This is a genomic window from Acidocella sp., assembly GCF_028687955.1.
GTDB lineage: Bacteria > Pseudomonadota > Alphaproteobacteria > Acetobacterales > Acetobacteraceae > Acidocella.
The window spans coordinates 1-14,302 of the sequence record NZ_JAQTZC010000060.1; the positions used below are offsets into that span (position 1 = coordinate 1).

The 14,302-nt window shown below is 64.9% G+C and carries 13 protein-coding genes and 1 riboswitch; of the genes, 11 read left to right on the forward strand and 2 right to left on the reverse strand.

Going from position 1 to position 14,302, the window contains the following annotated elements; all coding sequences use genetic code 11:
- The first annotated feature begins 46 nt into the window (after positions 1 to 46).
- Genes rimP through PHE40_RS08655 form a run of 6 tightly spaced genes read left to right on the forward strand, consistent with a single transcriptional unit; the run spans position 47 to position 6,911 of the window.
- Positions 47 to 571, forward strand: a complete 525-nt coding sequence (gene rimP, locus PHE40_RS08630; protein ID WP_299960806.1) for a ribosome maturation factor RimP — start codon at positions 47 to 49, stop codon at positions 569 to 571.
- Positions 572 to 608: 37 nt separating this feature from the next.
- Entirely contained in the window at positions 609 to 2,123 is a 1,515-nt protein-coding gene (gene nusA / locus PHE40_RS08635) for a transcription termination factor NusA (protein ID WP_299960808.1), read from the forward strand.
- Positions 2,107 to 2,736 carry an RNA-binding protein gene (locus tag PHE40_RS08640; protein WP_299960810.1) on the forward strand — a complete coding sequence of 210 codons (630 nt, stop codon included), beginning with the start codon at positions 2,107 to 2,109 and terminating at the stop codon, positions 2,734 to 2,736. Before nusA ends, PHE40_RS08640 begins: the two co-directional genes overlap by 17 nt.
- A gap of 56 nt (positions 2,737 to 2,792) precedes the next feature.
- Positions 2,793 to 5,456 (forward strand): translation initiation factor IF-2, encoded by a 2,664-nt coding sequence (infB, locus tag PHE40_RS08645; RefSeq protein ID WP_299960811.1) that lies wholly within the window; start codon positions 2,793 to 2,795, stop codon positions 5,454 to 5,456.
- A complete protein-coding gene (rbfA, locus tag PHE40_RS08650) occupies positions 5,431 to 5,919 on the forward strand; it encodes a 30S ribosome-binding factor RbfA (RefSeq protein ID WP_408838893.1) in 489 nt (162 codons plus the stop codon). The genes infB and rbfA overlap by 26 nt, the downstream gene beginning before the upstream one ends.
- Positions 5,920 to 5,939: 20 nt before the next feature.
- Positions 5,940 to 6,911 carry an L-threonylcarbamoyladenylate synthase gene (locus tag PHE40_RS08655; protein WP_299960812.1) on the forward strand — a complete coding sequence of 324 codons (972 nt, stop codon included), beginning with the start codon at positions 5,940 to 5,942 and terminating at the stop codon, positions 6,909 to 6,911.
- Between the two features lie 9 nt (positions 6,912 to 6,920).
- On the opposite strand, the gene PHE40_RS08660 is transcribed toward PHE40_RS08655, so the two are convergent.
- On the reverse strand, positions 6,921 to 7,751 hold the full coding sequence (locus tag PHE40_RS08660) for an NUDIX domain-containing protein (RefSeq protein WP_408838897.1): 831 nt from the start codon (positions 7,749 to 7,751) through the stop codon (positions 6,921 to 6,923).
- Positions 7,752 to 7,761: 10 nt separating this feature from the next.
- Between PHE40_RS08660 and PHE40_RS08665 the strand changes: the two genes are divergently transcribed.
- The 4 genes from PHE40_RS08665 (at position 7,762) to arfB (ending at position 10,784) form a co-directional block, all read left to right on the forward strand.
- Positions 7,762 to 9,630: an ABC transporter ATP-binding protein/permease gene (locus tag PHE40_RS08665; RefSeq protein ID WP_299960814.1), complete on the forward strand. Its 1,869-nt coding sequence runs from the start codon at positions 7,762 to 7,764 to the stop codon at positions 9,628 to 9,630.
- A gap of 60 nt (positions 9,631 to 9,690) precedes the next feature.
- On the forward strand, positions 9,691 to 9,948 hold the full coding sequence (locus PHE40_RS08670; RefSeq protein WP_299960816.1) for a hypothetical protein: 258 nt from the start codon (positions 9,691 to 9,693) through the stop codon (positions 9,946 to 9,948).
- A gap of 84 nt (positions 9,949 to 10,032) precedes the next feature.
- The gene (gene rpmB / locus PHE40_RS08675) at positions 10,033 to 10,332 is read left to right on the forward strand and encodes a 50S ribosomal protein L28 (protein WP_284258502.1); all 300 of its coding nucleotides are present in this window, start codon (positions 10,033 to 10,035) and stop codon (positions 10,330 to 10,332) included.
- Positions 10,333 to 10,364: 32 nt separating this feature from the next.
- Entirely contained in the window at positions 10,365 to 10,784 is a 420-nt protein-coding gene (gene arfB, locus PHE40_RS08680) for an alternative ribosome rescue aminoacyl-tRNA hydrolase ArfB (protein WP_299960819.1), read from the forward strand.
- 221 nt (positions 10,785 to 11,005) lie between these two features.
- Here arfB and PHE40_RS08685 read toward each other — a convergent pair whose 3' ends face one another.
- A complete protein-coding gene (locus PHE40_RS08685; RefSeq protein WP_299960821.1) occupies positions 11,006 to 11,938 on the reverse strand; it encodes a cation diffusion facilitator family transporter in 933 nt (310 codons plus the stop codon).
- 71 nt (positions 11,939 to 12,009) lie between these two features.
- Positions 12,010 to 12,200, forward strand: a riboswitch (cobalamin riboswitch).
- Between the two features lie 116 nt (positions 12,201 to 12,316).
- Between PHE40_RS08685 and PHE40_RS08690 the strand changes: the two genes are divergently transcribed.
- Positions 12,317 to 14,302, forward strand: a 1,986-nt coding sequence (locus tag PHE40_RS08690) for a TonB-dependent siderophore receptor (RefSeq protein ID WP_299960823.1), incomplete at its 3' end; no start/stop codon positions are given.

Genomic DNA, 14,302 nt, shown 5'->3' on the forward strand with positions numbered 1-14,302 from the left:
CAGGGTGGCCCTAACCGGCCGCCTTTTTTGTTGGATTTTTGCCTGAATGACCGCCAACCGCCCGAACCATACCGGCCTTGAGGGCCGCATCGCTGAGCTGATCGTGGAACCTCTGGAAGCCCAGGGGTACGAGCTGGTGCGTGTGCAGATTATGGGCACTGAGTCGCCGATCGTGCAGATCATGGCCGACCGGGCGGACAACGCCGCCTTCACGCTCGATGACTGCACCGCCGTGAGCCACCTGCTCTCCGCGGTGCTGGACGTGGAAGACCCGATCACTTCCGCCTGGACGCTGGAGGTGAGCTCCGCGGGGATTGACCGGCCGTTGACCCGGGCCAAGGATTTTGTCCGCTACGCCGGATTCGAGGCGAAGATCGAGCTGAATTTCCCCGGCCCCGGCAACCGCAAGCGTTTTAGCGGTGTATTGGTGGGGGCCGATGAAGAGAGCGTGCAGCTGAAGGTGGAGAGCGGCGAGGTGCTGAGCCTGAAGCGGGCCGGCATCAAGAAAGCCAAGCTGATTCTCACCGATGCGCTGATTGCGTTCTCGATGCCGGAAGCCCCTTTGCAGTGAATCAACTCATGACACGTCTATTTATTGGAGACTGACGATGGATACCGCAGTTAACCGCCCGGAATTGCTGCTTGTTGCCGATGCCGTCGCGCGCGAAAAGCAGATTGAGCGCGACGATGTGCTGGAGGCGATGGAGCAGGCGATTCAGAAAGCCGGCCGCGCCAAATATGGCCACGAGAAGGACATCCGCGCCACCATCGACCGCAAGACCGGCGATGTGCGGCTCTCACGCTGGACCGAGATCGTCGAGACGGTGGAGAACGAGGAGACGCAGATCCCCGTTGCCATCTCGAAGAAATTCGCGCCCGAGAAGGAAGTTGGCGATTTTATCGTGGATCCGCTGCCGCCGATCGACTTTGGCCGGATCGCCGCGCAGACCGCCAAACAGGTGATCGTGCAGCGCGTGCGCGAGTATGAGCGCTCCAAGCAGTATAACGAGTTCAAGGACCGGGTGGGCGAGATCATCAACGGTGTGGTCAAGCGCACCGAGTACGGCAATTTGATGGTGGATCTCGGCCGCGCCGAGGCGTTGCTGCGCCGCGATGAGACCATCCCGCGCGAGAATCTGCGCAACGGCGACCGGGTGCGCGCGTTTATTTATGATGTGCGCGAAGAGCAGCGCGGGCCGCAGATTTTTCTCTCGCGCACGCATCCCGGCTTTTTGGCCAAGCTGTTCGCGCAGGAAGTGCCGGAGATTTATGACGGCATCATCGAGATCAAGGCGGTCTCGCGTGATCCGGGCTCGCGCGCCAAAATGGCGGTGGTTTCGCGCGATCAATCGATCGACCCGGTGGGCGCCTGCGTGGGTATGCGCGGCTCGCGTGTGCAGGCGGTGGTGGCTGAGTTGCAGGGTGAGAAGATTGATATCATCCCCTGGTCGCCCAATGTCGCGACCTTTGTGGTGAACGCGCTGGCGCCGGCCGAGGTTTCCAAGGTGGTGATGGATGAGGAGGCCGGGCGCGTTGAGGTCGTGGTGCCTGACAGCCAGCTCTCGCTCGCCATCGGGCGGCGCGGCCAGAATGTGCGCCTCGCCTCGCAGCTGACGCGCTGGGATATCGATATCCTGACCGAGGCTGAGGAATCCGAGCGCCGCCAGGAGGAGTTCCGCCGCAAGACCGGGCTGTTCGTGGAGGCGCTGGATGTGGACGATGTGATCGCCGGCCTGCTGGTGGCCGAAGGATTTGAGACGATAGAGGATTTGAGTATGACACCGTTGGATGAAATCGCCTCGATTGAGGGTTTTGACGAAAACGTGGCCGCCGAGCTGCAGCGCCGGGCGGAAGCCTCGCTGGCCAAGCAGGCGGGTGAGCTGGAAGACAAGCGCGTGGCGCTGGGCGTGAGCGACGAGGTTGCCGCGATCGAGGCGCTGAGCGCGAAAGACCTGATCGCATTGGGCGAGAAGGGTGTGAAGACGCTGGACGACCTTGCCGACCTGGCCGGTGACGAGCTGGTGGAAATCGTCGGCGCCGAGGCGCTGAGCGAGGAAGCCGCCAACGAGATCATCATGGCCGCGCGCGCGCACTGGTTCGAGGGAGATGGCAACGCAGCCTGAACCCGACATCGCCGGGAGCGAAGACGAGGCGCCGGAGCGCGGGCCGCTGCGGCGCTGCTTGGTCAAACGCGAGAGTTTCACGCGTGAGGCCATGCTGCGTTTCGTGGCGGGGCCGCAGCGCCAGCTGGTGTTCGATGTCAGCGCAACCCTGCCTGGGCGCGGATTGTGGTTGAGTGCGTCCAGGGATGTGATAGACACGGCGCTGAAACGTGGCGTGTTTGCCCGTGTGGCGAAGCAGCAGCTGGTTGTGGCGCCGGATTTGGCTGCCCAGGTGGAAACAGCGTTGATACAGCGGATTTTCGATCTGGCCGGGCTGGCGCGGCGGAGTGGCGCGGCGATTGCGGGCTTTGAGAAGGCCCGCGAATGGCTGACCTCCGGCAAGGCCGGGCTGGTGTTGCAGGCGGTGGATGGCAGTGTTGAGGAGCGCGCGCGGTTTGTGGGCGGGCGTGAGGTGCCGGTGGTGGCGGTTTTTTCCGCGGCCCGGCTGGGTAAGATTTTCGGGAGAGAGCAGGCGGTGCATGTGGTTATTGCCCCCGGCCGGCTGGCGAAAATGATTGAAATTGAGGCGGGCCGTCTCGCAGGTGTTGCGGGCGGCGTTTTAAGCGGGCAGTAGTGCCCAATCAGGCTGGGGTAGTACCAGCCACGATTGTTGAATGGACCAGATTACGCATGACTGACGGCAACGACCAGACTGAAACCAAAGGCAGGCTCTCGCTGCGCCCGGCTACGCGTGGTGATGCGGGGCATACGGTCGACGCCGGATCGGTGCGGCAGAGCTTCTCGCATGGCCGGTCCAAGGTGGTTCAGGTTGAGGTGCGCAAAAAACGCGGCCTGGCAGCGGCGCCCGCCCCGGCGGCCCCAGCAGCCCCGGCCCCGGCTGCTCCGGCGCTTTCATTGAACAAGCCGCTTGCCGAGCGCCCGGCCGGAACCAGCCCGCCACCGGCACCCGCCACGGCGCCGGCACCCGCCCGCCCGGCAGGCCGCCCCGGCGTTGCGCCGCGCGCGCTCACCGCCGCCGAGCAGGCAACCCGCCAGCGCGTGCTGGCCGAGCAGCAGCGCCTCGCCGCGCAGCGCGAGGCCGAGCGCCGCGAGCAGGAGAAAATTTCCATTCTCTCCGCCGCCGAGGAGGCCCGCCGGCGTGAGGAAGATGCGCTGTTGGCGCCGCCGCCCGCGCCGGAGCCGGGGCCGGAGCCTGCGCCCGCGCCGGTTGAGGCCGCCGCCCCTGAGCAGCCGGCCGAGGCCAAGCCCGCCGCCGCCCCGGCGAAGCCCGCCGTCCCTGGCCGCGAGACTTTGCAGCTAAAACCCGGCCAGCGCTCCGGCCTGCGGTCCGATGAAGAAGACGAAGCCCCGCGCGGTGTGAAGCGCCCGAGCGTCGGCCCCGCGCCCAAGCGCGGCGTGCCCGTGGTGGCGCCGAAGAAAATTGGCGATGACCGCCGCCGCGCCGGCAAGATCGACGTGCTGGCCGCCATTGAGGGTGAGGACGAGAAGGTGCGTTCGCTCGCCTCCGTGCGCCGCCAGCGTGAGCGTGAGCGCCGCCAGGCCGAGCTGGAGCTGCTGCGCGCCGATGGCGTGAAGGTGGTGCGCGAGGTAATTCTGCCGGAGACCATCACCGTGCAGGAGCTGGCCAACCGTATGGCCGCGCGCGGCAACGAGGTGGTGCGCGCCCTGATGAAAATGGGCGTAATGGCGAATATCATGCAGGTGATCGACGCTGACACCGCCGAGCTGGTGGTGGCGGAGTTCGGCCACAAGGCGCGCCGCGTGTCGGATGCGGATGTGGAAGTGGGCCTCGAAGGTGAGGAGGATACCGACACCGAGTTGCTGCCCCGCCCGCCCGTGGTCACCATCATGGGCCATGTCGACCATGGCAAGACCAGCCTGCTTGACGCATTGCGCCATACCGATGTGGCCGCCGGTGAGGCTGGCGGCATTACCCAGCATATCGGCGCCTATACGGTGAAGCTGCCTTCGGGCGCGCAGATCACCTTCCTCGACACGCCGGGCCATGAGGCGTTCACCGCCATGCGCGCGCGCGGCGCCGGGGTGACCGATATCGTGGTGCTGGTGGTCGCCGCCGATGACGGCGTGATGCCGCAGACGATTGAGGCGATTAAACACGCCAAGGCGGCGCAGGTGCCGATCATCGTGGCTGTCAACAAGATCGACCGTCCGGGCGCGGATGCCAACCGCGTGCGCCAGGAGCTGCTGCAATATGAGATCGTGGTCGAGGAAATGGGCGGCGAGACCCAGGATGTCGAAGTCTCGGCGCTGAAGAAGCTCGGGCTGGACAAGCTTGAGGAAGCCATTTTGCTCCAGGCCGAGGTGCTGGAGCTGCGCGCCAACCCGAATCGCTCGGCCGAGGGGGCGGTGATTGAGAGCCGGCTCGACCGCGGCCGTGGCCCGGTGGCGACCGTGCTGGTGCAGAAGGGCACGCTGCATGCCGGAGATATCGTGGTGGCGGGCGCCCAGTGGGGCCGCGTGCGCGCCATGCAGGACGACAAGGGCAAGGCCGTGAAGGAGGCCACACCCTCGACGCCGGTTGAAATCCTCGGCCTGTCCGCTGCCCCGGTCGCGGGCGAGCCGTTTGTGGTCGTGGAGAGCGACGTGCGGGCGCGCGAGATCGTGGAATACCGCCAGCAGAAGCTGCGCGAGCGTTCCGCCGCCAGCGCCACCGCCGCGCGCGGCACGATGGAAGAGATGCTGGCCCGGATTCAGGCTGGGGCGCAGAAGGAAGTGGCCCTCGTGGTCAAGGCCGATGTGCAGGGTTCCGCCGAGGCGATCTCGGTGGTGGTCACCAAGGTCGGCAACGAGGAAGTGCGCGTGCGCGTGATCTATTCAGGCGTTGGCCAGGTCACCGAGAGCGATGTGCAGCTGGCGAAGGCGTCGGATGCGATTGTGGTTGGCTTTAATGTGCGCGCCAATGCGCAGGCGCGCGAGCTGGCGCACCGCGATGGCGTGGACATCCGCTATTACTCGATCATCTACGAGGTCGCGGACGACATCGAGAAGCTGGTCAAGGGCAAGCTCGCCCCGGTGCATCGCGAGAAATTCCTCGGCTATGCGGAAATCCGCCAGGTGTTCAACATCACCAAGACCGGCAAGGTCGCGGGTTGTTATGTTACCGAGGGCTTGGTCAAGCGCGGCTGCGGCGTGCGCCTGCTGCGCGACAATGTGGTCATCCATCAGGGCGATCTCTCGCAGCTCAAGCGCTTCAAGGACGATGTGAAGGAAGTGGCGCGCGGCTATGAGTGTGGCCTGTCGTTCGCCGGGTTCCAGGATCTGCGCGAGGGCGATGTGGTGGAATGCTATGAAACCGAAATCGTCGCTCCGTAAAGGAGCGCCCGAACAAGAATTCCGTAAAGGAGCGCCAGGGAGGGAATCCCGTAAGGAGGGGCCGTCTCAGCGGCAGCTTCGGGTGGGTGAGGAAATCCGCCATGCGCTGGCGGAGATCTTTTTGCGTACCGAGTTCCACGAGAAAGCGCTGGCCACGGCACATCTGACGATCTCGGAGGTGCGCATGTCGCCGGATCTTAAACACGCCACCGTGTTCATCACCGCGCTCGGCGGCAAGGACATTACGCCGCTGCTCCCCTCGCTCAAGCGGGTGTCGCCGTTTCTGCGCGCGCAGATCGCGCCGAAGCTCGGGCTGCGGGTGACGCCGGATTTGAAATTCCTGGCCGATGAGGCGCTGGAGGAGGCGACGCGCATCAACAAGCTGCTGCATCAGCCGGAGGTGGCGCGGGACCTGGAAACAGGCGCCAAGCCGCAGGCCAGCGCCGCCCCGGACGAAGAATAACTGAACACGGCCGGGGCCAGGTGAGCGTCATCCTGCATCCAACCGCGCCGGAGATTGCCCGCGCCGCGGCGCTGCTGGCGGCGGGGGAGCTGGTCGCCTTCGGCACCGAGACAGTCTACGGCCTGGGCGCCGATGCGCGCAACGGCGAGGCAGTGGCAAACATTTATGCGGCCAAGGGGCGGCCCAGCTTTAATCCGCTGATTTGCCATTACGCCAGCGCGCGGGCTGCGTTCGCGCATGTGGTGCCCAACGCCATGGCGGAGAAGCTGGCGGCGGCATTCTGGCCGGGGCCGCTGACCATGGTGCTGCCCCGCGCGGCGGCTTGCCCAGTTGCGCGGCTGGCGGCGGCGGGGCTGGAGACGCTGGCGGTGCGGGTTCCGGCGCATCCCGTTGCGTTGCAATTGTTGGCCGCGTTCGGCGGGCCGGTGGCCGCGCCCTCGGCCAACCGCTCGGGGCGCATCAGCCCGACCACGGCGGCACATGTGCTGGCGGGCTTGGGCGGCAAAATCGCGGCGGTTGTCGACTCCGGGCCTTGCGCGGTGGGGGTGGAATCCACGGTGCTGGACCTCTCCGGCCCCGCGCCGGTGCTGCTCCGCCCTGGCGGGGTGAGCGTGGAAACGCTGGAGGTGGTGATCGGCCCGGTGGGGACCGGCGCGCCGATGATCCAGGGGCAGGCGATGGCATCGCCGGGGATGCTGGCCTCGCATTACGCGCCTGGGCTGCCGGTGCGGCTCAACGCCGGCACGGTGGCGGCGGATGAGGCGTTGCTGGCATTCGGCCCGCCGCTGCCCGGCGCAAAGCTTGTGTTTCAGCTCTCGGCAATGAAAAACCTCACCGAGGCGGCGGCGCGCTTGTTCGAGGCCCTGCATGAGCTGGACGCCAGCGGTGCAGCCCTCGGCCTGACGCGCATCGCGGTGATGCCTGTCCCCAACACGGGGCTGGGCCGGGCGATTAACGACCGGTTGAGCCGGGCGGCAGCGCCTCGCGGCTGAGGGAGCCGGTCAGCCGTTCAGCGCCGCGCGCAGCCGCTCAGCCGCCGTGCCCTGGATCAGCCGGTAACGGATCAACAGGTCTATCAGCACCAGGTTGACGTTGAATTTGAAGTCATCGGTGGTGGAGGCGACTTCCAGCACGCGGGCCAACGGCCAGAGGGCGAAGCTTTCCACCTCGCCGTCCGCCGGTTCGGGGATGAAGGATTCCGGCAGCTCCAGGTCGTAGGCGTAGACCACATCGCGGCGCAGCCCCTCCGGGCGCTCCATGTTGTAGGCAAACCGCGCGACCTGCCGCGCATTGGCGGCCAGGACGGCCGGGAGCGAGGCTTCTTCCTCGGATTCCTTGATGATGGTCTCAAATGGCGTATGCCCGGCGGCGACCCCGCCGGCGACCAGATTGTCATACTTGCCGGGGTCTAGTTTTTTGTTGGCGGCGCGCTTGGCGATCCATAAATGCCAGCCATCCGCGCGGCGGACCAGCCCGTTCATGTGCACACCCACGCCGATGACGCCGAAGCTGGGCAGGGCGCCGCGGTCCAGCACGGCCAGCACCGGGCCGCCATCGGTCTCGCGCACGTCAAAATTCTCCGCTCGCAGCGGCAGACCAGTGGCATGGGCCAGCTTGTTCAGCTCCGGCAGCGCCGCGGGGGCGAGCCGCACGCGGGTTTCATCGCGCGTCACCAGCGGGCTGGAGGCGGCCAGCCGGGCCGCGAAACCAGGCGTCACATAGCCGATATGGTGCGCTCCGGCGTAGAGCGGCAGGCGCGCGCCCGGCAGCACCGCTGAATGACAGGCAGAGATGTGAGAGAGGAGCTTTGCAATTTGCGTATCAGATGCCATGTGCGGTGACATGACCCGTAATGCCGCTCGTGCCAACCCCCATCTTGCTCCCACCCCTGGCGCGCCGAAGGCGCCACGTGATTCCTGGGCCACTTTGCGCTCGCTGCTGCCGTATTTATGGCCCAAGCATGAGTTCGGCCTGCGCCTGCGGCTGGTGCTGGCCAGCATCGCGATGGTATTGGCCAAGGTGGCGACGGTTTATGTGCCGATCCTCTATAGCCATGCGGTGGACCGGCTGGCGCATGGCGCCAGTGCTATCGTGGTTCCCGCGGCGCTGATCGTGGGTTATGCGCTGGTGCGCGTCGCCGCGGCCGGATTTGGCGAGCTGCGCGACGCGATTTTCGCCGCCGTGCAGATGCGCGCCTCGCGCGTGGTGGCGCGCCAGACTTTTGAGCATCTGCATGGCCTCTCGATGCGCTTCCACCTGGACCGGCAGACCGGCGGGCTTTCCGGCATTATCCTGCGCGGCACGCTGGGCATCCAGAACGTGCTGCGGCTGAGCACCTTCAATGTGTTGCCGACCATCATCGAGCTGCTGCTCACGGTGGGCATACTCTGGCACATGTTCAGCTTCTGGTATGCGCTCATCACTTTTGTCGCGGTCGGGTTCTATATGGCGTTCACCTTTGGCGTGACCGCGTGGCGCACCAAATTTCGCCGGATTATGAACGAGACCGATAACGAGGCGCAGACCAAGGCGATCGACAGCCTGCTGAATTTTGAGACGGTTAAATATTTCGGCAACGAGAGCCATGAATCGCGCCGCTACGATGAAAGTCTGGCGCGCTATGAGGCGGCTTCGGTGAAGGCGCAGGTTTCGCTCAACGGGCTGAACATCGGCCAGGCGGTGATCATCTCGGCCGCGCTGGGCGTGATGATGCTGATGGCGGCAACCGGCGTTGCGCACCACACCATGACGGTCGGCCAGTTCGTGTTGGTCAACACCTATCTCATGCAGCTTTATGTGCCGCTTAATTTTCTCGGCTTTGTGTACTGGCAGATCAACCAGGGCATGATCGACATGGAGCAGATGTTCTCCCTGATGCGGGTGAATTATGAGGTGCGCGACAAACCCGGCGCCATTGAGCTGGCGCCGCAGGGCGCGCCGGTGGAGGTGCGCTTCGAGAACGTGCGTTTTGGCTACAATCCGGATCGCGATATTCTCAAGGGCGTCAGCTTCACCGTGGAGGCGGGCCAGAAGGTGGCTATCGTCGGGCCGACCGGCTCGGGCAAATCCACCATCTCGCGCCTGTTGTTCCGGTTTTACGACACGGTCTCCGGCGCTGTGCTGGTGGATGGGCATAATGTGCGCGACTACACCCAGCACAGCCTGCGCGCGGCCATCGGCGTGGTGCCGCAGGATACGGTGCTCTTCAACGACACGATTTTCTACAACATCGCCTACGGGCGGCCGGGGGCGAGCGTTGAGGAGATTGAGCAGGCGGCGCGGCTGGCGCAGATCCATGATTTCATCACCACCCTGCCGCAGGGGTATAAAACCAAGGTCGGCGAGCGCGGGTTGAAACTCTCCGGCGGTGAGAAGCAGCGCGTGGCGATTGCGCGGACGATTTTGAAGAACCCGCGTGTGCTGATCCTCGATGAGGCGACCAGCGCGCTGGACACCGCGACGGAGCAGGAGATCGGCGCGGCGCTACGCTCGGTGGCGTATGACCGCACGACGCTGGTGATCGCGCACCGGCTCTCCACGGTGACCGATGCCGATGAGATATTGGTGCTGCGCGAGGGTGTAATCGTGGAGCGCGGCAGCCATGCGGCGCTGCTGGAGGCCGATGGTGTATACGCCGGCATGTGGGCGGCGCAGCAGGCGGAGCAGGAAGAGGCCGTGCGGGAAAAAACTCTCGGCGAAGTGGCCGGGTAGGCGTTTGCCCTGGTAGCGGGGCGGCAAATCACCAGATAGAAGGCGCTGATGGAAAATACGATGAACAAGACACAATCCCCGCCGGAGCGCGACCTGAGCCATGCTGGTTCGGTCGTGGACAAGGCGATCGAGTATATGATCGGCCAGCAGATCAACTCGCTGGCCGTGGCCTCCGCCCTGCTTGGCGGCGCGATGGGTCTGCTCACGCGCACCTTGCCGGACGATGTGGTGGTGCAGATTCTGCGCCAGGCGATGGAAAGCGTTGAATCGGGGGAAATGCGCTCCACCGTGGGCAAGGATCACGCGGGCGAGGCTTGACCGGGGCGAGGCTTTTAGCCATAAGCCGGGCTGGATTTCGGGCTGGCATCCGCCTGCCCGCTTTGCGTATTTGAGGATTGTACTATGGCCCGCCGTTGTGAATTGACCGGAAAGACCGTGCAAGCTGGCAATAATGTCAGCCACGCTAATAACAAGACCCGCCGCCGGTTCCTGCCAAATTTGCAGGAAACCTCGCTGCTGTCTGACGTTCTGGGCAACGTCCGGCTGCGTCTTTCCACCCGGGCGATCCGCACGATCGAGCATAACGGCGGCCTGGATGCGTTTTTGCTGAGCCAGAACGACAGCAAGATGACCACCGAGGGCCTGGCGCTGAAGCGCCGCCTGGAGCGCGCGACCGCCAAAAAGGCCGCCAAGGCGGCCTAACCCACCTGGCCTGGCAGTGAAGGCTGGGCCGGATGCTCATACAAGTGACGCCGAGACTCGGGATCAGCGAGGCTGATCTCGATGAAAGCTTTATTGCCGCCTCCGGCCCTGGGGGGCAGAATGTCAATAAAGTCGCGACCGCTGTGCAGTTGCGCTTTAACCTCCTGAAATGTGAATCGCTGCCGGGCGCCGTGAAGTCGCGCATGCGAGTGCTGGCCGGGCGGCGCTTGAGCAATGACGGGGTGATTGTCATCACCGCCAACCGCTTCCGCACGCAGCTGCAAAACCGGGCGGATGCGCGCGAGCGCCTGTTCGAGATTATCCGCGCGGCGGCGGTGGCCCCGGTGTTGCGCAAGCCGACCCGGCCGACCAAAGCCTCGAAAACCCGGCGGCTGGAGGCGAAGAGCCAGCGCGCGGAGACCAAGAAGCTGCGCCGTGGTGCCGAGGATTAGGGCGCGGTCGTTTGAGGTTCGCTCAATCGAGCGAGCCGAAAGCGTGAATCGCCCCCGGAAATAGGGCGCGGTCGTTTGGGGCTATCGCATTTTATACCAGCCCGCCACCAAACCCAGAGAGTCAAACTCTTGGCGGGCTGGTATAAGCTCTTGATTTTACGCGCGGCCGCCCCACCAGCCCCACGCGCATACCAGTCAGCCTTAAGGCTGACTGGTATTATTTATCCCACCCGGTCGTCCAGCCGCTCGTCTTCGATCCCCGCCGGCTCCAGATGCGAGATCACCTCCACCACCTGCGGCAGAAACAGCTCCCGAACGGCGGCTTCCGCGGCATCGCTGATGGTGTGGCCCTGGGTGATGGTGAGGTGCGCGTCCACCTCCATGTGGAATTCCACAAAGGTCCGGTCGCCGGAATAGCGGGTCCGCAGGTCATGCACGCCGCGCACGCCGGGGCAGGCCATCACCTGTTCTTCGATGCGTTTGCGCTTCGCGGGCGGCAATTCGCGGTCGAGCAGTTGTTTCAGCACATCGGTGTCGATCCCGCGGCTGTTCCAGTACATATACCCGGCGACGGCCAGCGCGAACGCCGGGTCCACGCGGTTCCAGCCGGTGAAATGGATGATCCCCAGCGCCGTCAGCACGGCCAGATTGATCGCGACATCTGCCAGGTAGTTCGCGCGGTCGGCCGCAATGGCGGTGGAGGTGGTTTGGCGCACCACCCAGGTCTGCAAAACCACCAGCCCGGCGGCGGCCAGCAGGCTGGCGATGACGACCCATAGGCCAAAGCCGATCTGCTTCACCGGATCGGGGAAAGCCAGCCGCTCGACGGATTGAAACGCCAGCACCAGCGCGCCGCCGTAGAGGAAGCGCGATTGCGTGAAACCGGCCAGCGCCTCGGCCTTGCCGTAGCCGAAGCGGTGGCGCCGGTCTGGCGGGCGCTCGGCCATGCGCACGGCGCGGAAGGTGGTGAAGGAGGTGACCACGTCAACCAGCCCGTCCACCGTGGAGGAGAGCAGCGCGACCGAGCCGGTGGTGAGCCAGGCGGCGATTTTTACCGCCAGCAGCAGCACGGCGACCACAAAGGTGATGCGGCTGGCGAACCGGCGCAGCCTGGAGGCCCGTTCAGCCGTTACTTGTGTTTGCGGGTGGAGCATCCAGCCCCTCTAGCGTGGCGCGGGCATAAACTCAAACGCGCCTGCCTTGCATTGATGCGCCTTAAGGAGCTACCACCCCCTCAGATGACGGTGGCCCGCCGTGATGGCAGGCTTAAACGGGAATGCGGTATCAAAACGCCGCGGCTGCCCCCGCAACTGTGAGCGGCTAGCTCTCTCCACATGCCATTGCCCGCGCGGGTGAGAAGGCGGGGGGCGCGAAAATCCGCGAGCCAGGAGACCGGCCGGCATCGAGACATTTGCGCGTTCATGGGCGGGGTGCACCATGGATGGAGGGGAGAGAGACCCTGAGCCTCTGTCGCAGTTGTTGAATGTGCCGCATGCGGAGGAAATCCGCGCGCGGCTGGCGCGGAGCGGGTTATGAGCAAGAGTGGGTTATTGTGGTGTTTTCTGGCGGCATCGCTGCTGCCGGCGGCGGCGTGGGCGGATGGCGGGGTGGATCTGACCACCGTGACCGCGACGCGCATCCCCGATCCGGTGACAAAAGTGGCGGCGGGGGTGAGCATTATCACCCGCAAGGATTTCCAGAAGCGCGGCTACACCACGCTGGCGCAGGCGCTGAGCGCGGTGCCGGGGCTGGGGGTGGTGCAGTCGGGCGGCTCGGGGGCGCAGACCAGCGTGTTCATCCGCGGCGCGAATTCGGAGGATGTGCTGGTGCTGGTGGACGGCGTGCCGGTGAATGACCCTTCCGAGGCCAACGGAGCCTTCAATTTTGGCGATTATACGCTGAGTGATGTCGCCCGCATCGAGGTGGTGCGCGGCGCGATGTCGGGCCTTTATGGCTCGAATGCGATCGGCGGGGTGATCAACATCATCACGTTGCGCGGTTCGGGCCGCCCGAAGGCGAGCGTGACGCTGGCCGGGGGGTTCCCGAGCCAGGGGCAGGCGAGCGCCATGGTTTCCGGCTCGTCTGGCAAGTTTGATTACGCGCTGACCGGCGCGCTCGATGAGGAATCCGGGTTTGACTACACGCCAAAGCGCATGAGCGTTTATGCGGGGGTGAAAGACCCATTCCGCTCGCAGCTTGCCTCGGTCAACCTGGGGTATACGCCGGTGCCCGGCACGCGGGTTTATCTGGTGGGCCGCGCGCAGCAGACCACTGCCGGTTTCCCCGGTCTTGGTTATCCGATCTATGATGATCCGAATAATTACGACAAGAACACCAATTATTTCGGCAAGCTTGGTGTTGCCAGCAATCTGTTCAACGGCTGGCTGAGCACGGAGCTGTTCGCGGCCCGGTTGGACAACACGCTGCACAACACCAATCTGCTGGACGCGGCGGACCCGAACCAGGTACAGGCCGATGAGGTGTATCACGGCACGCGCACCGATGTGCAGTGGAACAACACCGTGCACCTGCCCTATGTGGGCCGCACCTCTGATTCCGCGGTGCAGTTTGGCGCTGAATATATTAACGACACCGCACACGAGCGGGTGAACGATGCGTATTACGGCTCCCCGTTTGTGGCGCATATGGGCGCCTCGCAGCACACCTGGGCCGGGCATGCGGGCGCGCAGACGACATTGCTGCGCCGCCTCACCCTCACCGGCGCGCTGCGCGATGATGCTGTCTCGAGTTTCGGCAATGCGCTTACCTGGCGTGTGGGCGGCGTGCTGGCGGTGCCGGAGGCCGATATGTGGCTGAAGGCATCCTACGGCACCGGGTTTCTGGCGCCATCCTTGTACGATCTGTACGGCCAGAACAGCTCCGGCGGTTATACCTACCAGGGCAACCCGAAGCTGAAGGCCGAGTACAGCAGCAGCTTCGAGATCGGGCCGCAGTTTGATATTCCAGCCTTCCGGCAAGGCGATTTCGCGAGCATCTCGGCAACCTATTTCCAGTCGGACATCCGCGATATCATCACCTATGTCTCGCTGCCGCCTAATTATACCAGCTCGACGGAGCGCAACATCGGCCAGGCGCGCATCAAGGGGGTGGAGAGCGAGCTGGTGTTGAACCCGGCGCCCTGGCTGAGCGCGGATTTCACCTACACCTACACCAATTCGATTGATGCACAGACGCGCGCCGCCCTGTTGCGCCGGCCGCAGAACGCGGGTTCCGCGACGCTGACATTCACCCCGGCACCAGGGTTCAGCATCACCCCGCAGGTGCAATATGTGGGGCGGTTCAGTGATTATATGTATGACAACAACGGCTATCCGATTGCCGCGGGTACCGGCAGTTCACGCCCGGGGACGATTGTGAACCTGAACGCATCCTACCGGCTGGATGACAAATTCACCCTGTTCGCCACGGGCAAGAATATCCTTGGCTCAAATTTCGAGCCGGTGAACGGGTTGCAGATGCCTGGAGCCTCGGTGCTGCTGGGTGTGCGCGCCACCATT